Origin of the sequence: Brumimicrobium sp. (assembly GCA_023957385.1) — a bacterium.
In the GTDB taxonomy this organism is placed as follows: domain Bacteria; phylum Bacteroidota; class Bacteroidia; order Flavobacteriales_D; family Crocinitomicaceae; genus Brumimicrobium.
On the sequence record JAMLGZ010000001.1, the window covers coordinates 1,492,704 to 1,513,008 of the forward strand.

The 20,305-nt window shown below is 34.1% G+C and carries 15 protein-coding genes; 8 read left to right on the forward strand and 7 right to left on the reverse strand.

Going from position 1 to position 20,305, the window contains the following annotated elements:
* Positions 1–187: 187 nt before the first annotated feature.
* The 3 genes from M9897_06600 to M9897_06610 are packed head-to-tail and all read left to right on the forward strand — an operon-like array spanning position 188 to position 2,210.
* A complete protein-coding gene (locus tag M9897_06600; protein MCO5268545.1) occupies positions 188–790 on the forward strand; it encodes a sigma-70 family RNA polymerase sigma factor in 603 nt (200 codons plus the stop codon).
* Complete coding sequence (locus M9897_06605; GenBank protein MCO5268546.1) at positions 762–1,793, forward strand: hypothetical protein; 1,032 nt, start codon at positions 762–764, stop codon at positions 1,791–1,793. The genes M9897_06600 and M9897_06605 overlap by 29 nt, the downstream gene beginning before the upstream one ends.
* A gap of 57 nt (positions 1,794–1,850) precedes the next feature.
* Complete coding sequence (locus M9897_06610; protein ID MCO5268547.1) at positions 1,851–2,210, forward strand: twin-arginine translocase TatA/TatE family subunit; 360 nt, start codon at positions 1,851–1,853, stop codon at positions 2,208–2,210.
* A gap of 2 nt (positions 2,211–2,212) precedes the next feature.
* Here the strand turns inward: M9897_06610 and M9897_06615 are convergent, their stop codons facing one another.
* From M9897_06615 to M9897_06630, 4 genes are read right to left on the reverse strand one after another with little or no spacing between them, the layout of a single operon-like run.
* The gene (locus M9897_06615) at positions 2,213–3,124 is read right to left on the reverse strand and encodes a rhomboid family intramembrane serine protease (protein ID MCO5268548.1); all 912 of its coding nucleotides are present in this window, start codon (positions 3,122–3,124) and stop codon (positions 2,213–2,215) included.
* A 3-nt stretch (positions 3,125–3,127) separates the two neighbouring features.
* The gene (locus tag M9897_06620) at positions 3,128–3,886 is read right to left on the reverse strand and encodes a rhomboid family intramembrane serine protease (GenBank protein MCO5268549.1); all 759 of its coding nucleotides are present in this window, start codon (positions 3,884–3,886) and stop codon (positions 3,128–3,130) included.
* Positions 3,883–5,691, reverse strand: coding sequence for a DNA mismatch repair endonuclease MutL (mutL, locus tag M9897_06625; GenBank protein MCO5268550.1), 1,809 nt, complete (start codon positions 5,689–5,691; stop codon positions 3,883–3,885). Before mutL ends, M9897_06620 begins: the two co-directional genes overlap by 4 nt.
* A 9-nt stretch (positions 5,692–5,700) precedes the next feature.
* On the reverse strand, positions 5,701–6,021 hold the full coding sequence (locus tag M9897_06630) for a hypothetical protein (GenBank protein ID MCO5268551.1): 321 nt from the start codon (positions 6,019–6,021) through the stop codon (positions 5,701–5,703).
* Between the two features lie 202 nt (positions 6,022–6,223).
* On the opposite strand from M9897_06630, the gene M9897_06635 reads away from it, so the two are divergent.
* From M9897_06635 to bshA, 3 genes are all read left to right on the forward strand, one after another.
* Entirely contained in the window at positions 6,224–9,148 is a 2,925-nt protein-coding gene (locus M9897_06635) for a serine hydrolase (protein ID MCO5268552.1), read from the forward strand.
* A 118-nt stretch (positions 9,149–9,266) separates the two neighbouring features.
* Positions 9,267–10,148 carry a T9SS type A sorting domain-containing protein gene (locus M9897_06640; protein MCO5268553.1) on the forward strand — a complete coding sequence of 294 codons (882 nt, stop codon included), beginning with the start codon at positions 9,267–9,269 and terminating at the stop codon, positions 10,146–10,148.
* Between the two features lie 164 nt (positions 10,149–10,312).
* Positions 10,313–11,446, forward strand: a complete 1,134-nt coding sequence (gene bshA / locus M9897_06645; protein MCO5268554.1) for an N-acetyl-alpha-D-glucosaminyl L-malate synthase BshA — start codon at positions 10,313–10,315, stop codon at positions 11,444–11,446.
* On the opposite strand, the gene M9897_06650 is transcribed toward bshA, so the two are convergent.
* Together M9897_06650 and M9897_06655 are read right to left on the reverse strand one after the other, a co-directional pair.
* Complete coding sequence (locus M9897_06650; GenBank protein MCO5268555.1) at positions 11,443–13,146, reverse strand: response regulator; 1,704 nt, start codon at positions 13,144–13,146, stop codon at positions 11,443–11,445. The two genes, bshA and M9897_06650, sit on opposite strands and share 4 nt — an antisense overlap.
* A 307-nt stretch (positions 13,147–13,453) precedes the next feature.
* Complete coding sequence (locus M9897_06655; GenBank protein MCO5268556.1) at positions 13,454–14,692, reverse strand: IS4 family transposase; 1,239 nt, start codon at positions 14,690–14,692, stop codon at positions 13,454–13,456.
* 234 nt (positions 14,693–14,926) lie between these two features.
* Between M9897_06655 and rho the strand changes: the two genes are divergently transcribed.
* Complete coding sequence (gene rho, locus M9897_06660) at positions 14,927–16,627, forward strand: transcription termination factor Rho (GenBank protein ID MCO5268557.1); 1,701 nt, start codon at positions 14,927–14,929, stop codon at positions 16,625–16,627.
* Positions 16,627–17,211 carry a DUF4199 domain-containing protein gene (locus M9897_06665; protein ID MCO5268558.1) on the forward strand — a complete coding sequence of 195 codons (585 nt, stop codon included), beginning with the start codon at positions 16,627–16,629 and terminating at the stop codon, positions 17,209–17,211. Before rho ends, M9897_06665 begins: the two co-directional genes overlap by 1 nt.
* Position 17,212: 1 nt before the next feature.
* On the opposite strand, the gene M9897_06670 is transcribed toward M9897_06665, so the two are convergent.
* A complete protein-coding gene (locus M9897_06670) occupies positions 17,213–20,101 on the reverse strand; it encodes a PKD domain-containing protein (GenBank protein MCO5268559.1) in 2,889 nt (962 codons plus the stop codon).
* Positions 20,102–20,305 lie beyond the last annotated feature (204 nt).

Genomic DNA, 20,305 nt, shown 5'->3' on the forward strand with positions numbered 1-20,305 from the left:
TCATGATTTTCGACGATAGGAGAAAATTGTATCGAGGGCTGACACCATAAACTGTATTTTATTCTAAATGCACAACGGGTTTTAATTATTTATTTTTTTTCATAATTTTTATGGAATTTGAAACAATCTTTTCCCTATTAAGTAGAAAAGAAGTATATTTAATGTCGAGGCGCAATAAAAACAATACGTGTTACTACAGTTACTTAGAAAATACGGACAGTATTCGGATGAAGAGTTGGTGCAAAAATTCCAATCTTCTAAAGATAGCTATTACATTGGGTTGCTGTTTGAGCGCTACAACGAAATGACGGTTTCACTGGCATTAAATTATTTAAAAAATGAAATAGATGCTGAAGATGCAGTTATGGAATGTTTTGAATTGATATATCATGATTTACAAAAAGCAGAAGTGAAAAACTTTGGTGGGTGGTATTATACTGTCGTGCGAAATCATTTGATTAAATCCAAATACAACCGTGATAAGAAGCAGCAAATTGAGTTAATTGAGGGGTATCACGATGTGGAAGAAGAGAATATAGAATTGAAATTAATTTTTGCCAAACGTGAAGAAAGTATAGTGAGATTGTTTAAAGAAGTTATGGACACATTGAAACCAGAACAAAAAAAATGTGTAGAGCTTTTCTTTATGGAAAATAAGAGTTATAAAGAAATTTCAACAGAGCTATCCTTAACCGAAAATGATGTGAAAAGCTATTTGCAAAATGGAAAAAGAAAATTAAAAATTGAATTAGAAAAAAGAAATGTCAACTCCATCCATGAAATATCATGATTTACCTTCCTTGAAGACATTAATTGCCTATAAAAATGGCTTGTTGTCTGAGAGTGAACGAAATTGGGTAGAAAGTATGCTGCAGCATAATGCTATGGTGCGTGCTGTGGCTGAAAATGCAACTGATATTTCTGAATCTTCTGTGGCTACTATCTCTCAACGAACAGGTAAACTCGTTGCCATTCAATATGGTTTAAAATCAGGTTTTTGGTCTAGTTATGGGGTATGGATAGGACTAAGTTCTATAATTCTTATTCTTGGTTTATTTTTCTTCTTTAATCAATTTAGAGAAAAAGCTAATTATCAACCTATTGAATTAAGTGTGAATTTTCAACCATTCACAGAAAAGTCATTAGAAAATGAACAAGAAATACCGTCTGTAATAGTCAATAAATCTCCAGAAACTAACTATAAGGAGATAAAAGAAAAATATGCGCATGATTCCAAGCAGATTGATGCTGCAAGTTATGTTGTGGAAGATGCTGATATTACGATTGCTTCTGAAATTAAACCTGAAAATAAAGTAGCTGAGCAAAAGAAGGATAATACACGTATATTCCAGGAGGATAATCAAGTGGTGAAAAATGAATTGGTATTATTGTCTGTTTCGGATGTTCAGATACTGACTAAATTTAACCCGGCTGATGTACAGGTGAAAAATTCTAAGAATCGCCAGCCTTATGCAATAGGTAATAAAAAAAATACAAAAGCCTCTTCTTATAGTTTGGAAGATGTGCCAACTTATCCTGGTGGAGATCAAGCCCTACAAGATTATTTCAGAGGGAAACTTCAACCAATTCAGATCAAGCAAAATAATGATAAATATGACCGGAGTGTTGTGATTGACTTAGAAATAGCCGCTTCGGGTAAACTAAAAGATTATAAGATTTATGGTCAGCTGTATCCAGAACATCACAAGGCCTTAATAAAAGCTATTCAAGAACTTCCTAAATTTCAGAAAGGAACGGAAAGTGTGAGTTATTCAATTGGAGTTGCATTTTAAGCTAAAACTTTCTGCGTTCTACTTTTCATTTTACATGAATTAGGTTAAATTTGCACTATGTTAGTATTCCTAGAAAACATTGGAGGTTCTGAAGTGGTTGTGATACTGCTTTTTATTCTTATATTTTTTGGTTCTAAAAATATCCCAGGTATCGCGCGTACTTTTGGTCGTTTTATGCGTCAAGTAAGGGACGCAAGTCAGGATATTCAGGATGAAATTAAAAAGTCAAGCACAGAAATTCAGCGAGAGATTAATATCAACAAAGCACTTCACGAAGCAAATATTGGGGTAAATAACCAAACTACAGGTCTTGCACAAGAAATTGAAAAAATTGAGAAAGCTGTAAAATCTAACGTAAATCCCATTACGGATTCTATTGAAGAAAGCATGAAGGATCAGCCGAATCAGAATCCATAAATCTATTCTTGGCTTTTGTCGAATAAGATTTGTTTCTCTTTTGCTGTCAAGCTTTCATAACCTGATTTTGAAATTTTTTCTAGGATTTTATCAATTTCTTCTTGTTTTTGTTTCTTTCTCAAATTGTACTCCTCATCGGTTTGGGAGTGTATATTTGAATCTCTTCCTCCTTTTTTTACTTTTAAATAACTTTTACGTTTAAATAGTTGAGTGAAACGATTCACCGTATTTTCAACTAGAGTTACAATATTATATTTTGACTGGAGATGTTGAATAGAAATCACGCCGAATATAGCTCCTCCTATATGAGCAAAATGAGCCACATTTCCTCCGCTCCCCATTTGAAGTATATCCATTAAGATGAAGATTAAAGCTAGAGCAATTAATTTGATCTTAAAACGCCCAAATAGGTAGATGATTTCATGTGGTCGATAAAATGCAGCAGCCATAAAGATAGCGTTGAGTCCACCCGAAGCTCCAACAATATAGGAAGAAACTCCTTCAAAAACTGGAAAAACGGAATAGGCAAAAATCTGCAATAAACCTCCAGCGATTCCTCCTAAAATATAGGTGTAAAGCATTCTTTTTCCAGAAAAATAAGTCAGGAATATCTTACCCATAAAATAGAGAAAAACCATATTAAAAGCTAAATGGAAGAAACCATAATGAGAAAAAATACTGGTGATAAGTCCCCATGGTTGCCGTAAAACCCCTTTCAAACTTCCATTTAATGAGAAGAAGGTGTTTATAAAATCCATGAAAGGGTTTTCGGCACCTCTTGGAACAGACAATTGGCCGATTACCAAAAGAATATTAATAAAGAGGAATATAATGATATTAATGCCTATCAACTTGATATGCATACCACCTGTTTTCCATTGGTAAATTAATTCGTCTTTGAAGTTTCTATGCATAGTTTAATAGAATCGTTTTGAACTTTTTTGCCAAATCAATACGAGGATAATTCCAAAGATAGCTCCTCCGAGATGTGCTAAATGAGCAACGTTATCGGATGGATTATCTTGGATCAAACTCCATATTTCGATACCAATCATGATTAAAACCATCCATTTTGCTTTAATAGGAATGGGAGGAAATAATAACATCAATTGAGTGTTTGGGAAGAGATACCCAAATGCTACTAAAATTCCAAAAATAGCTCCAGATGCGCCAACTACAGGTACTGAAATACCTGCAATATAACTCCGAACAAGATTTTCCGTTCCAGGAACGAAAATATTATAGCTTAAACTTCCATCAGAATTAAGATGAATTGAATCACGTAAGGCATACAAATCATTATAACCTGCAGCATACAACTGTTCTTCAATTTGGTGTACTTCAATGTAGCCTACAAGTTGATGTAAAAAGTAAGCACCTATGGCAGTCACAAAGTAAAAGATAAAGAATCTTTTAGGTCCCCATACTTGTTCCAAAACGGGTCCAAACATGACAAGAGCAAACATATTGAAGAAAATATGGAAAAATCCACCATGCATAAAGAAATAGGAAACAATCTGATATGGCTGAAAAAAGGGTGAGTTAAATACAAACCCTCCGAGGTAATGAGAAAGAGGAATTCCTTGCATTTGAGCAAGTAAGGTGATAATAAATAGAATAACATTGAGCATTAAAAAACTCTTCACTACAGGAGTTAAATTGTTTAGTAGATTCATAATGATAGAAAATTATTTAGTTCGTCTAATGTGATAGTATTTATTATTCGTTTCCCACTTGGTGAATACTGATGTTGTTCATATTGAAACAGTGTTTCTATTAAATAGCTCATTTCTTCTTGGCTAAGAATTTTGTTAGAATTTTTGGATGTTGCAGCGGCAAGCGACACGATTAACTCATGTACAATTTCACCTTTATCAATTTCTGTAAATGTAATTTTATTTAGTATGTTATCTATGCATTGTGCTGTGTTTTCAACCTCTAAAATAGAGGGAATACTTCCCAAAACGAGCATATTTCCATTCCATTCCCATTCAAAACCCAAACGTTGGATAATTGTTTTATTGTTTTCCCACTCTAATTTTTGAGTTGCCTGTAATTGATATTCGTACGGAAACAATAGTTGCTGCGAACTTATAGGATGTCGCATGTATTGTTCCATTAATGTCTCATATAGAATACGCTCATTTGCTCTTGGAATGTGCACTAGCAGAAGACCTGATTTTACTTGCGTAAGAAGGAATTTTTTATGCACCTGTATTTTTAAGCTATTATTATCTTGTTTTTCCTCAAATTCAATTTCTGTAGGTTGCTCTACTTTTGCTTCTTCCGTAATTTTATAAAAATCTTCCCATTCTTGTTTGTTGGGTTTTAGGGAAGGGGATAGAGGCTTTTCCTGTGATGAAGTGGAAGTATCCTTGAATGGGTTGTAATTTGTGTTTACTTTTATTTCGGGTTGGCGAACAGGTTGTTTTAACACTTCTTGAGAAAGATCAAATTGAGGTTCGTGTTCAAAATCAAGGCTAGGAGAAATATTGTATTTACCTAATGCAGAACGGACTGTGCTTCGTAAGATAGGGTAGATACTTTTTTCATGTTGGAATTTAATTTCTGTTTTGGTTGGATGAATATTTACATCTATAGTATCTGGAGTTACTTCAAAAAATATAAAATAGGAAGGGTATTCTTTATTTGAAATAAGATTTTCATAGGCAGAAGAAATGGCATGATGCAGATAATTGTCTTTAAAGAATCGATGGTTAACAAATAAAAATTGTTCCCCACGAGTTTTGCGTGAAAATTCTGGTTTTACAATAAATCCATATATTTTAACTAAATCTGTTTCTTCTTCGATAGGAACTAATTTTGTATTAAAACCTTTCCCATATAGGTCAACGATACGTTTGCGTAAGTTGGCACTTTCTAAGTTGTAAATAATGTTATTATTGTGAGAAAAGATAAATGTAACCTCTGGATGTGTTAATGCAATTCGCTCAAACTCTTCTGTGATATGTTTTGTTTCAATATTATCTGATTTGAGGAAATTTCTTCGTGCCGGAACATTAAAAAAGAGATTTTTTACAGAAATAGAAGTACCTCGCAAACGTGTACTTGGTTCTTGTGATTTTAGTTTACTCCCCTCTATTTGTATTTTCGTTCCAATTTTAGCATCTTTCTCTACTGTGTCCATTTCCACATGAGCAATTGCAGCGATAGAGGCTAGTGCTTCACCACGAAATCCTTTGGTAGTTAATTGGAATAAATCTTTGGCAGAAGTGATTTTGCTAGTGGCATGTCGTTCAAAAGACATTCTGGCATCCATTTCCGACATTCCTTTTCCATCATCTATTACCTGTATCAGTGTTTTGCCAGCATCTTTGACATGAAGTTCTATTTTCTGAGCTCCTGCATCCACAGCATTTTCTACTAATTCTTTCACAACTGAAGCAGGACGCTGAATTACTTCCCCTGCTGCAATTTGGTTTGCAATGTTATCTGGCAATAAATGAATAATCTCTGGCATTAGCTGTTTTTAAGGTGTGTCAATATTTGTTACCTCTGCACTAAATGTATCTACATATCCAAAGATATAATATACAATGACTAAAATTACGGCCAGAATTACAATTAGTCGGATATTAGCCGCATTTTTTTGCTTTTCATAGGTTTTTCCTCGCCATGCTTGTTGCATTTGACTTCGCAATTCATCCCTTTTAACTTGCGTGTCACTGCTGTCTTCATCATATAGTTTCTTCAAGTGTTCAATACGTTCTTTACGCTCATCATAATAGCGTGGCGTATATTCAAAACGCTTGTTTTTATTTACTTTCATGAATCGGATTCGCTCCAACATATTCTTGCCTTTTATTTGAAAGCCCTAAAGATACAATCTATTCTCTTTTATTAAAAAACTTTGTTTGATAACTATTCAAATTTCTCTTAAAGTGACCTTTTCTTATGTGTAAATTTGTGTTCAATTCTTGTTCCAAAACTCTTCTTCTGTCAATTAGGCAGAGTTTTTGTTAATCCAAGAAGCATTGATTTGATTGAGAAGTATGAAGAAGATTGCTATTTTTTCTGTATTGTTTTTTCTGTTAGGAGCTTGGACTCCTGTGCAACCACCCGAAACAATCATGGATACTGATTTAAACGAAGGAACAGGAAGTGAATTACCAGACTTTTTGAGATTGCCTGCAAATTGGGCAGTTGAGAAGTTAGAGTCGATGACTTTAGAAGAGAAGATAGCACAGAGTTTTATGGTGGAAGTGACACCTCGACAAGGAACTAAACATATTCATGCTATTGATTCTTTGGTGAAAAATTACAAAATTGGAGGAATCATTGTTTTTCAAGGAACTACACAACAAGTAAAATCAGCAATTGACACTTTACAGAGTTCCAGCATCCTTCCTTTACTCGTTGGAATAGACGGAGAGTGGGGAAGTAGTATGCGTATTTCAGATAAAGCTCGTTTTCCTTTTCAATTAACTATGGGGGCTGCTAATCAATTGGAAAGCACTCGTATTATAGCGCAGGCAATGGGTAAGGAAATGAATGAATTGGGAATTCATTTTAATTTCTCACCTGTTGTAGATGTGAATACCAATCCGGATAACCCGATTATAGGTTTCCGCTCCTTTGGGGAAAATCCATTGCATGTTTCTCGACTTGCAGTTGAGATGATTAAGGGAATGCAAGACTTTCAGGTGTTAACTAGTATGAAACACTTCCCTGGTCATGGTGATACCAATATAGATTCTCACAAATCACTGCCAACTGTTAAGAAAACGTATAACGAACTCAATAGCATTGATTGGTTGCCATATAAGCAAGGTAAATTAGCAGGCGCATCGTCTGTGATGGTCGGACACTTAAGTGTTCCTTCGCTAGATTCTACAGGACTTCCTGCTAGTATTTCACCTACAATCATTCAAAAATACTTACGCGGAAAGTTAAATTTTAAAGGTTTGGTAGTGAGTGATGCATTAAACATGGGAGCGTTAACTAATCAATATGGAGATGTAGATATCGTGCTACGCGCGTATAAAGCGGGAAATGATATTTTATTGTATCCTTCAAAAGTGAAAGAATCCATTCAGGCAATTAAAAAAGCCGTTGAAAAGAAAGAAATTAGTATGGAGGAGGTAAATGAAAGAACATTGCGTTTACTCCGTGCTAAGTACTATGCAATTATTCAGAGCAAGCGTAAACCTAAACTATCTAATGAACAGGTAGAATATGCGAAATGGAATATTTATGAAAAAGCCTTGACCGTTATTAAAAATGAAGAAGCTATTCCTATTCAGAATGTTTCAGGCAAGAATTTGATTTTGAATGTAGGAGGGAAAGGAACTGCGTTTAATCAAACTGCTTTGTTGTATATGATTGCAGATACCTTAGAAGTGAAAACATTTGAGGAGTTTACGTCTAAAAACATTCAACTTAGCAACTATCAACATGTATTTATCAATATTATTGCTCCTTCCGTATTGCCGAAGAATGGATATAGTTATCCCAAAAATTGGCAACAATTTCTGAGAAATTTGCCTAGTAATTTAAATGTATATGTGACCATTTTTGGCAACCCTTATGCTGTTAAAACTAAATTTGATTTTGAGAAGGTAAAATCAGTTGTGTTGGCCTATCAAAATACAGTTTATGGACAAAATCGAGCTGCTCAGTTATTATTTGGAGGATTTCAGGCTAACACGGTATTGCCGATTACACTGAGTGCCGACTATCAAGAGAGTTTTGGCGTTGTTACTCCAAAAGCATCTCGCTTGAAATATACTGTGCCTATGGAGTTAGGTGTTTCAGATACCGCTTTTAATCAGATTGATACCATTGTTATAAGAGGGATCAAGGCAGGTGCTTTTCCAGGTTGTCAGGTAGTTGTGGCAAAAGAAGGGAAAGTAGTTTATCGCAAAGCTTTTGGAGATTATGCTTATGAAGGGAAAGATAAGGTAAGCAATAATACTATTTATGATCTAGCTTCAGTCACTAAGATTGTGGGGTCAACCTATAGTTTGATGTATTTACAAGATCAGGGGAAATTCTCATTAGATGGAAAATTACATGATTACCTTCCGGAATTAGTTGACTCGTCGGTTTATGAGAATCTAAAAATGCGTGATATTTTGACCCATCAAGCTCGTTTAAATCCATGGATTCCATTTTATACCAAAACATTGGTAAATGGAAAGCCAGATAGTTCTTTATATGCAAGCTCACCTCAAGGCAGTAAAACGGCGGTAGTTGCAAAAAATCTATACTTAGATAAGGAGTATGAGCAAAGGATGATGGAGTTAATCATTCAAAAGAGTCTGAATAAATCTAGTGGTTATAAGTATTCTGATTTGGGATACTATTTTATGAAACAAATCATTGAGAAACAAACCGGAATGCAAATGGAAGATTTTGTAGCCAAGACTTTTTATGAACCTATGGGATTAACTACCATGGGATATAAACCTTTGCTTCGATTTTCAGTAGATAGGATTGCCCCTACAGAGGAAGATAAGTATTTCCGCTACCAGAAAATTCAAGGATATGTTCACGATATGGGTGCAGCCATGCAAGATGGAGTAGGAGGACATGCAGGGATATTTTCAAACGCCACAGATTTAGCTGGATATATGCAAATGCTGTTAAATAAGGGAGTATATGGCGGACATCGCTATTTATCGGAAGCAGTTGTGAAAGAATTTACCCAATGTCAGTATTGTCCAACAAACCGAAGAGGAGCTGGTTTTGATAAGCCAGTGGTTAGTGGAACTGGTGGACCAGCTTCAGATTTTGTTTCAAAGGAGTCTTTTGGACATACTGGATTTACAGGAACGATTGCTTGGGCTGATCCAACCTACAATATTAATTATGTATTCTTGTCTAACCGCACTTACCCGGATGCTGAAAATTGGAAAATAACCAAAATGGATATACGCACAAAAATCCAGGATGTAATCTATAAGGTGTTGAAATAATCTGGAATACAATGTTTTACATAATTATTTTATGAAATCCCTTGAGATTAGGCAACTAGGGGAGAATAATAGGCGTTAGGTTGATATAACTAATTAATGAAATCTTATGAAAAATCTTATGAAAACCTTCACAATCGTATTGCTTCTTCTTTTTTCATTCCAAGCAAAGAGTCAATGTCATGTTGTAGTTACAGATAGCTTAACTCCTAATTATGATTTTATGTTATGGGCAGACAGTATCCAAGGTACAGCTCCTTTCACTTTTAATTGGACGGTAACTGATGGAAATTTCAATCCAATCCCATTTTCATTTTTGAATAACGATCACGACACTATTGTTATTGATAATCAAGTGCTTGTAAATTCTTATGGATGCATATTTTTTGGTTTATGTATGACTGATGCAGCATCATGTAATACTTGCTTTGATTCTGACACAATAATCCAAGGCTTGAATCTTATATGTTTTTCTGATTTTGATGCATACCTTGTTCAAGAGAACCAAATTAGTATCGAGTTAATACAAAATGATATTCCTCCCTTTTTGATTAATTTGCAAATGATAGAGTGGTATGATGGCGATGGAACTTTTCAGGCATCTCCTTATTTGGGAGGACCGACAGTAATTACATATACTCCTGGATCAAGTAATTCAACAGATGAATTTTCGGTATGTGTTAGAACATTACTTAAAAATGGGATGTGTATATCTTGTAAAGTAGTTAAATATACCGATGGAACATCTGGAATTACTGAGAATGAGAACAATTTAGTTCATCTTTATCCAAATCCTACGGAAGGTCAGTTTACTATCTCTTCAACAAGAGAGTTAAAAGAAATTTATGTCCTGTCAATGACTGGAGAAATTGTACAGACAGTATCTGTAGCTAATGAGAAAGAATTCTCTTTAGATATTAGTAATCTCCCTGCTGGAGCCTATTTTGGAGAAATATTGACTTTAGATAATAATCGTTTTAGAAAACTTATCATTAAGAAATAACAGTTTGATATTTATATAAAATTCCAGTCGAAAGGCTGGAATTTTTTGTTTTAGGTAAATAAGTAAAATTTATTGATGTTTTTTTAAGTATTTCTAAACAAAACCCTTTAACTACTGTTATTTTATATATTTTTAAACCCACAAAATAAGAAGACAGAGAACACATGAAGATAGGAATTGTATTATATCCAACGTATGGTGGTAGTGGAGTAGTGGCAACAGAATTGGGGAAGGCTCTTGCGGAGAAAGGACATCAAATTCACTTCATAACTTATTCAGAACCTGTCCGATTAGGTACTTTTCGAGAAAACATATTCTATCACGAAGTTACAGTTAGTAATTATCCACTCTTTGAATACCAACCTTATGAAGTAGTTCTTACGAGCAAGATGGTGGATGTTGTAAAACATGAAAAATTAGATTTATTGCATGTCCATTATGCAATTCCACATGCTTCTGCTGCTTATATGGCACAGCAAATATTAAAAAGTGAAGGAATTGATATTCCATTTATTACTACTCTTCATGGTACAGATATCACTTTGGTAGGAAAAGATAAATCTTTTGAACCTGTTATTTCGTTTTGTTTAGACCATTCTAATGCTGTAACTGCTGTTTCTGAAAGTTTAAAATCGGATACATATAAACATTTTAAAACAAAGACGAATATTGAGGTAATACCTAATTTTATACATCTTGCCAGAGAGTATAGTGCTGAAGAAACAGTTGAAAGAAGACGTAAATATGCAAAAGATGATGAGCGAATTATTTGTCATGTATCTAATTTCCGAAAAGTTAAGAGGGTAGAAGATGTGGTACGCATATTTTGCAAAATAAACGAAAAAATTCCCTCCCGTTTACTGTTGGTGGGAGATGGACCTGAAAGATATAATATAGAATTGTTGTGTAGGGAGTTAGGAGCATGTGATCGCGTATTAATGCTGGGAAAGATCCGAGATACACCAAAACTATTGAGTATAGGAGATTTATTTTTACTACCATCATTAACAGAAAGTTTCGGATTGGCTGCTTTAGAGGCTATGGCAGTTGGTGTTCCTGTAATATCTACTAATTCAGGAGGACTCCCTGAGGTAAATATGCATGGCTATTCTGGATTTATGTCTGAAGTTGGAGATATCGAAGATATGGCTAAAAATGGCATCATGATATTAGAAGATATAGCAACACTTCAGAGATTTAAATTTCAAGCAAGAGAACATGCAAATAAATTTAGTTTAGAAGCAATTCTTCCTAGATATGAGGCATTATATGAAAATGTTTTAAATAAGAAGAATTAACAAAGTTCATCACCTTCATTCAGTAAACTTCTTAGTTCTTCCAGTTCTTGAATACGCATCCATTTACTTTTATTACGGATATTCATTTCTGTTTGAGTATAATATTTATGAACGTCACGTAGATAATTAATTTGAAAATCTAACCATTCATAATCTGTCATTACTTTACCAAAATTTTCCAATTCTCTTCGCAAAGCTTTTGCAATTGTGTGATAATCTGCTCTTCCTAGATAATCATGATCAGCATCACACATAATCATTTCCAGTAAAGTGTTTGGAGTTACTCCTGTTTTTGTGGCATGGATAATATCACAAACAATTTTGATTTGGCGTTCACTATATCCAAATTTAGGTAATTCAGCTTGCGCGAATTTAATTCCAAAATCTTCATTGTCTTCGTATTGCATAATAAAACCAGAGTCATGGAAAAGAATGGCTGTTCTCAATAAAATCATGTCGATTTCCGAAACCCCTTCAAGAGTTGCTATTCGAATAGCTGCTCTTTCTACTTTTAATGTATGATTTACAGAATGATACTCCAATTCATAAGGGAGCATAGATTTTAGTTTATTGACCATAAATCGTTTAAGTGATCCAAAATCCATTGGCATTAAATCACATAAAAGGCGTAATTCTCTATTGGGGTAATTTCCCTCATTAAACAAAGAAAATTCAGTTTTAAGTTGGTTTACTTCATATAAATCGATTTCTCCCCCATTTTTAATTTCTACTTTTCCTCTATAGGTAATGTCGAAATAAGGAGCAATATCATCAGCAATATCTTCTGTAATTGTTATGCTATTTATATTTGAGTTTTGTTCAGCACGAGCAGCAATATTTACGGTATCTCCCCAAACATCAAAACTCATTTTTTTGGTTCCAATGATTCCTGCAACTAATTGGCCCGAGTGCATTCCGATTCGTATATCCCATCCTTGCTCTCCTAAAGCTTTGGCTATATTATTTTGGTCCACAATGAAATTCCGTATCTCTATGGCAGTTAATGTGGCACGTACTGCTGGTAAAGAATTGCTTTCTGTTACACCCGCCAGAATCATATAGGCATCTCCCATGGTTTTTATCTTCTCCAGCTCATATCTATCAATAATTTCATCAAATCGATTGAAATAATATTCTAGTTTATGTAATAATTCTATTGGTTCTAAATCTCGAGACGCACTAGTGAATGAAACAAAGTCTGTAAATAAAACAACACCTTCCTCAACCTTCCGAGGAGAAAACTTGCCTGTGGTGTCTAAGTCGGCCAGTACAGTCTCGGGGAATATATTTCCTAATAGTTGATTGATACGAAGGTTTTTAAAATAAATACTTTTGAATATCTCAATCTTTGCTTTTACAATATTTTCATTAAAAGGTATCAGAATGAAATCTACAGCACCTTCTTTAAACCCTCGCACAAGACCTTTCCCGTCCATGTAGTTTTGGGTCATAATAATCTTAAACGAATTTTTAGCTCGCTCATTATTATTAAGGTCTTGCAATAATTCAAAACTATCGATGCCGGGATTATCAATGTTAATTAGAATAATGCCAATATTTAATTTTTCAATCAACGATAAAGCAACAGATTTATCACTACTAAAAATAAGATTGTTACCACTGCCTAATAAGATAGATTCTAGCTGAGCAGCATTGTTTAGATCTTTCTCGATGATTAATATATTGACAAATCTTTCCAATGTTTTTTGTAAATTAAACGCTATTGTTTATGTATGGGTAGCTTTAATATTTTTAATAAAAACGGAAAAATATAAATCTTTCGTGTGATTTGAAATAAAAAAGGAGATAAAATGTAAATATCTCCTTTTTATTCTAAATGCACAAGGGGAGTATTATAGTATTGTTTTAATAAATATATAAAATCTTATAAAAGAATAAAGGATAGACACATTCATCCGAAAGTTTTTTAAAATTTGATACAAAACATCCTGTATCGTCCTATTTGTAATAGTCAATAATCATAATGTGAGAAAAAAAGTCAAACAGTTAAAACATTTGGAGTTGTACCGTTGTCCACAAATCATCTTCTGGAGGAGGTTTCTCTGCTTTTTGGACAATCGGTCGGATAGTATTTATAACATAATCTAAGGAAAGATAGAATGGCAGACAAATTCTTATTTTTTCTACAAAGTTTGAAAAAGCCGTTTTCCCTGACACCCCAACTCTTCGTAAAAGTTCAAGTAGTAAATAGGTAATTAATGCAATAAATATTTGTGATTTTACTGCATTTTCAGAAGTTCCTATAAAAGTTTTGACATTGAGATTTTGTTTTAAAAGCTTGAAGAAAGTTTCTATATCCCAACGCCTTCTGTATAGTTCTGCAATTGTTGAAGCTTTCCAAGAAAGATTATTAGTTATAATTTCTATCGTTGTATTTTTCTCTTCATGGTAGGCTACAACCTTTCTGAATTTCATTTGATTTATCCCAACTTCTTTTGCTTTTTGTCCTGTCAAATAAATAATCTCGTCTATTAAAATATGTTGATCCTCATTTTCTGGAAGATCTAATTCTTCAGCTACTTCATAAACAGTGTTTTCTTTTATTCTTGTAACAAAAACATTTTGGGACAACACCCTAGCTTTAATGATGTTAAAATCCCAATATCCTTTATCTTCAACAATAATCGTATCCTTTGGGAAAACAATTTCTTCAAATCCTTTTCTGTCATGAATAGATGCATTAGTGATATTCACAAGGTTAGGCATCATCATCGCCTCATCCCATTGCGTATGGATTTTAATTCCTCCTTTTGCTGTCCGAAACTTTGCCCAATCAAAAAGCCCTAGACACACGCTAACTGTACTGCTATCACGAAGAAGAATAGTTTGATTTTTAACTTCTTCTACTACTTTTCGATGAGTATGTCTTTTCAATAAATTACCGTAGTAGCTTAACAAACTCATATACAGACTCTCAAAGACTTTGTGGCTACGTTTTTTATTCCCATCACTCATCGTTGATTTTGCAGGACTTTGTTTTAAGTCTAAGTCCCGAATAAAGGTTTTCGACACACCAATACCAACAGAAATATCCTCTAAAGTACTACATCGAGACAGCTGTCCGAACAAATTTGCAACAAGTTGGTCATAAGTCTTGTATTTATGGCATCCCTTGTCAGAATTATGCTGTTGAATAACTCTTGCTAATAAATGTTGAGGAATTAAGTCAATAATTTGACGAATTACAGGCTTATTGTTATTTTTGTTCCTACGAAACAGTCCCATTTCATTTGAATTTTGTCGTGATTTTCAAATTTAAGAAGACTGTTTCGGTTTTTTAATTTTTAATATGATTTTCTGAAAAAGTTTCGGATAGTTATGAAGGATAGATTTTTTTAATAAAATCGTGTGATTAAATAAAAAAGATTTGTAATATTGTGCCGTCGTGCTTCTACGACATTTTCACAATCACACTTTTTGAGTAAAGATTAAATTTCTGATAAATATTATTTCACATAGATGGATAAAAAGGAACTAGCGGGAAAAAAACTTTCCGAATTACGCGTAATTGCAACAGCGATTGGCATTGAAAAAGTTGACTCTTATAAGAAAAATGAATTAGTTGATATGATTTTCGGAGGAGAAACGACCTCTGATTCTAAAGAGGATACTAAGCAAGATAAAGCATCTACTCCAATTGAAGATACACCAATTGAAAGAACACAACAGCATGACTTAGGTGATAAGAAACAAAATCATAATCGCAAAAGATTTGATAAATCTAAAAAAGGAGAAGGTAAATCATTTTCGAAGCCAAAAGAAAAGTTAGATAATGATTTATTTACAGAAACCTCTTTTGATATGGATGAGGATGAATCTGTTGGATATATATCGGAAATAAATGAAGTTGAAGCATCATCTAGTGAACAAGGTGAAGTAGCTCCGGCAGAATCTCCTATTGGATTTATTAAGGTAAATAAATCTCAAGGGGGAAATGAGACGGATACATCTGCAGAACCTAAAACTAGTATTGATGGAAATCTAGATAAAGATTCAGGAGGAGACAAACCTATACATAAACCGAGAGAAATGCGTTATGACCTATCTGGAATTGTAGCAGCAGAAGGAGTCTTGGAAGTGATGCCAGATGGATTTGGATTTTTAAGATCTTCGGATTATAACTATTTAAGTTCACCTGATGACGTATATGTAAGTCACAGTCAGATTAAATTATTTGGATTAAAGACGGGTGATACAGTATATGGTACTATACGTCCCCCAAGAGAAGGTGAGAAGTACTTTCCATTAGTTAAGGTTGACTCAATCAATGGTAGAGAACCTTCTTTTATACGGGATAGAGTTCCATTCCAATATTTAACACCGCTATTCCCTGATGAGAAATTTAAATTAACAGGACATAGTAAAGAAACGATGTCAACTCGAATCATGGATTTATTTGCGCCAATCGGGAAAGGACAACGTGGTATGATTGTAGCCCAGCCAAAAACAGGTAAAACAATGTTGTTGAAGGATGTGGCAAATGCAATAGCAGCGAATCATCCGGAAGTTTATTTGATTATCCTATTAATCGATGAGCGTCCTGAAGAGGTTACTGATATGGCACGAAGCGTAAGTGCAGAAGTAGTAGCATCTACATTTGATGAGCCAGCAGATCAGCATGTGCGTGTAGCAAACATGGTGTTAGAAAAAGCAAAACGATTAGTTGAATGTGGTCATGATGTATGTATTCTATTAGATTCAATCACTCGTTTAGCACGTGCTTATAATACAGTTGCTCCAGCTTCCGGAAAAGTACTTTCGGGAGGTGTTGATGCAAATGCTTTACAAAAGCCAAAACGCTTCTTTGGTGCTGCCCGTAAAATTGAAAATGGAGGTTCTCTTTCTATTCTAGCAACGGCTCTTACGGAGACAGGTTCTAAGATGGATGAGGTAATCTTTGAGGAATTTAAAGGAACAGGTAACATGGAGTTACAACTAGATCGTAAGATTGCAAATAGACGAATTTACCCTGCGATAGATATTTTAACTTCAGGTACAAGACGTGAAGATTTATTAATGGATAAAGATGTTTTACAACGTGTTTGGTTAATTCGTAAGCACATTGCAGATATGAATCCAGTTGAAGCAATGGAATTTATGAAAGAACACATGAAAGGAACAAAATCAAATGATGAGTTCTTATTCTCAATGAATGGATAATGCTTCGGCCAACAATTAAAATAGCCTTTGCCTTTGCGTTTGGATGGATAATCCTAAAGATGTTGTTTTATTCTCTCCATCTCTTTATGGATGATATTGTAGTTCCGGGAATGATTAACAACCTATTCTTGTTATTATCTATTAGTCTTGGTCTTTATTACACAAAAAAACAAGAAGGGTATGGAGTAGCTTCTGCTTTTACAGACTTAAAAAGAGGTATTACTTCTGGTATGATATATACTTTGATTGTAGCAGTATTTATTTTAATATACTACAGTTATATCTATCCAGAATTTACTGAAAATAGAATAGAACAACGAATGGATTTATTTTATTCGGAAATGGAGAGACCTTCTTATGTTGACTCATTACGTTCGCAAAATGCAGCATTTGAAATCATGACAAAGGAAGAGATTATTAGTAAAATAAAAGCGGATAATGTGAGTAACTTGTCTCCCAAAAATTCATTCGTTTTCACTCTTCTTGGGATGATGATTTTGTCTGCTACGTATGCAATCTTTATCACATTGATATATCAACGTATTCTTTTTCGAGATTCTTATTCTGAAAAAAAAGGTAACTAATTTATCTGATTAAGTTGACATGACCAATAATTTCTAATGGTTCATCAACTTGTACCTTTCCATATCTGATTTTCCAGACATAAGTCCCATCAGGAACTTTCTTGCCAAGATAGGTACCGTCCCAACCTGCTTTGAAATCTGAACTTTCAAAAATAAGTTCTCCCCACCGATCAAAAATGCTGAAATGATAATTGTTTTGGTCAAATCCTTCTGTAAATATTGGGTGAAAAACATCATTGTAACTATTTCCATCTGGCGTAAACGTATTTGGAACATAATAAATAGGAATCTCTCTTACAGGAATGTACACTTTTATGGAATCAATACATCCGTCAGAACTAGTCACAGCAAGCGTAACTATATATCCATTCATCTGAGCTGTTTCATATTGGTGAATAGGATTATTATCTGAGCTTGTTGTATTATCTCCAAATGTCCATGAATAAGAGTCTGCATCAATACTTTGGTCGATAAATTGAACTTCATTTTCAAAATTAGTGATGATATTAGGAGTATGCGAAAAATCCGCTTTTGGTTGAGGTAAAACGAGTACATAATTATATAGAGTAATTGTACCCATGCATCCAGTTGTATTTGTAACTGTGAGGCTAACATTGTAAGAACCACTGTTTGTGAATGTGTGGTAAACCGATTGATTACAATTATTTAATGAAATTCCATCTCCAAAATTCCATAGACAATTTGAATTACTTCCCTCTGTTTCATTAATAAATTTTACTTCTAAAGGATTACATCCCGTTAAATTTTCACCATGAAAATCTGGGGTGGGGTTAGCATAAATAGTCACATTTTGTGTGGAACTAGTAGAGCAAGCGCCTGCGTTGATTGTATATTCAATAATGTATGTCGTACCAGAAACACCATTTGTGATTTCTCCTGTAGCAGCATGTATAGTTGCACCATCTGAAACAGGTGGATTAAAAGTAAAAGTACCTCCAGGAGTAACTATGTTAGAAGGACCATTACTTGTTCCTTCACAGAAGCCATCGAAAGAGAATGAAGCGTCTATAGTAGGAGCTTGAATAGATGCTTGAGTAGTGACAGAACATCCTGAATCATCCGAAACTAGTATCGTATAATCTCCTACACATAAATTAGAAGCAGTATTGTTTGTGCCTGGATAAGGACTCCCATTCATCATCCAAGATAAAGTTGCTTGACCTGTAGTTCCAGATGTGTTTACGGTTATTGCACCATCACAAACGCTAACACATGAGGCATCTGTTATAACTGTTGATATGGTTGGACCTCCTTCGAATGGACCACCTGAAATGGTAATTGGACAACCATTATCATCAGTAACGGAAAAACTGTACATATCACCATTTTGTAGTCCAGTAATTTTTATTGTTCCCCCATTTGATGTGTTAGTATTAACAAAACTAGCTGTAGTTGGCAATAAGTTGGAAGAAATATAATGTTTTGAGTTATCTAATTCAGGCCATCCCCCATTCAAAGTAACTGTAAAAGAGCCATCCTGACAGTTTTCTGTAGGATTTGAACTTGTTATTTCTGTTAGATGCGTAATAGGAATAGGCGTTCCTAATGCAAAACAAGGAGGAGCATTTACATCATATGTATAAACTAAATTAGTCTTATCATAAAGAGTTACTGGAACAATATAGATAGTAGTGTAGGAGTTGACTCCATTTGTAAAAGGACCATTATTAATATCTGTGATACCATTCGTGTTAATGTCAAACACACCGATATAACATGGATCAGTTTGAAAATTATTTGGAGGGTAAACAGTAGGAGGGCAGGAATATGCCAAGAAAGCTAAGCCTGGGTCATAAATCACAGGAATGGAGGGGTCATTGCCAACATTGCTAGGAGGAACCCAATTTCCATCTGCTTGGATAGTGATTTCATCTCCAAAGCAAAGTATATAGTTAGTTTGCCCATTACCATTAATTGTGGTGGTAAATGTCCCGGTACTAGCTCCACAACTACATGAAGGAGGATTGTTATATGTATTGGAAGTTTTAGTACAGTTTGGCTCTTCCGAAAAATAGGCAGTTAATTGGCAAGGCTGTCCATCTGATTGGATATTTGAAATAGTGAAATTGGCAGGGCTTGTAAAAGGAGCGTTTAGAGTTGTTTGATTTCCATTACAATCTTTAATAATTAAACTACCAGATGTGGGAGCGTCTGTAAATGTAACTGTTCCGCTTACTGAGAATGTGTTTGTATAGGAGTCACAGGCACTTGGAGTTGCCGTTACGCTTGCGATATCGCATGGAATAACAACAGAACAATCTGCAGAACCAGTACCTCCAGTCTGTTCAAAAGTAAAATAACCACTTTGATTTTCAAAGTTAGTAATCATTACAATGTAAATATCTCCCGAATTTTGGGCTGTAGGAGGGGTAAATATACCATGTTGAGTTCCACCAAATAGATTGTTATCACTTCCTCCGGGTAGCCCTAGTGTGATTTCTTCAAAATAATCGGCTGAGATGCCGCACTCTATTGTAGCTAATCCATTATTTATTTGAGCACAACCATTAGAAACTGAAGAGAATGGTCCCCAAAGCATAAAATCAGTATCTATTCCTTGTCCATTATTGTTATATTGATGAAGACTAAGTGAAATAGTTCCCGGTTGATCAATTTGGAAGTAATACCATATAGGGTTGGGAGCCTGTGATGGACCGAATCCACTAAAAGGAGTTGTATTACATCCATTATAATTAATATTCGATGGGCCAACACCAGTGTTAATATTATTTGGGAAATTATAACTTTGATCGGTGCAAAATGGATTAGCACCTAGACAATTAGTTGCGGACTGTGCAGATAAATTATTCGTAATTGCAAGAAAAAAGAATAATACATAGAGAAATGATAAGTGTATATTCTTTATCATTGATTTTTGATATATTCTTATATATTTTAACATTTTCCTAAAGAAAATATATTTTGTATTATACTCCTTGAGCTAATTTTGAATTTGAACAAATTTATAATTTCTTATTTAATGTATGTAAATTAATATTTTAATAGGTCATTTTAGACGATTATTGGTAAAGTTATACAAATGATTTATGCTTTGGCTTAAAAATTGTTTGTT

Coding starts and splice junctions, on each gene's coding strand:
- M9897_06605 (MCO5268546.1), top strand. CDS start 762: ATGTCAACTCCATCCATGAAATATCATGATTTACCTTCCTTGAAGACA.
- M9897_06610 (MCO5268547.1), top strand. CDS start 1,851: ATGTTAGTATTCCTAGAAAACATTGGAGGTTCTGAAGTGGTTGTGATA.
- M9897_06615 (MCO5268548.1), bottom strand. CDS start 3,124: ATGCATAGAAACTTCAAAGACGAATTAATTTACCAATGGAAAACAGGT.
- M9897_06620 (MCO5268549.1), bottom strand. CDS start 3,886: ATGAATCTACTAAACAATTTAACTCCTGTAGTGAAGAGTTTTTTAATG.
- mutL (MCO5268550.1), bottom strand. CDS start 5,691: ATGCCAGAGATTATTCATTTATTGCCAGATAACATTGCAAACCAAATT.
- M9897_06630 (MCO5268551.1), bottom strand. CDS start 6,021: ATGTTGGAGCGAATCCGATTCATGAAAGTAAATAAAAACAAGCGTTTT.
- M9897_06635 (MCO5268552.1), top strand. CDS start 6,224: ATGAAGAAGATTGCTATTTTTTCTGTATTGTTTTTTCTGTTAGGAGCT.
- M9897_06640 (MCO5268553.1), top strand. CDS start 9,267: ATGAAAACCTTCACAATCGTATTGCTTCTTCTTTTTTCATTCCAAGCA.
- bshA (MCO5268554.1), top strand. CDS start 10,313: ATGAAGATAGGAATTGTATTATATCCAACGTATGGTGGTAGTGGAGTA.
- M9897_06655 (MCO5268556.1), bottom strand. CDS start 14,692: ATGGGACTGTTTCGTAGGAACAAAAATAACAATAAGCCTGTAATTCGT.
- rho (MCO5268557.1), top strand. CDS start 14,927: ATGGATAAAAAGGAACTAGCGGGAAAAAAACTTTCCGAATTACGCGTA.
- M9897_06665 (MCO5268558.1), top strand. CDS start 16,627: ATGCTTCGGCCAACAATTAAAATAGCCTTTGCCTTTGCGTTTGGATGG.
- M9897_06670 (MCO5268559.1), bottom strand. CDS start 20,101: ATGATAAAGAATATACACTTATCATTTCTCTATGTATTATTCTTTTTT.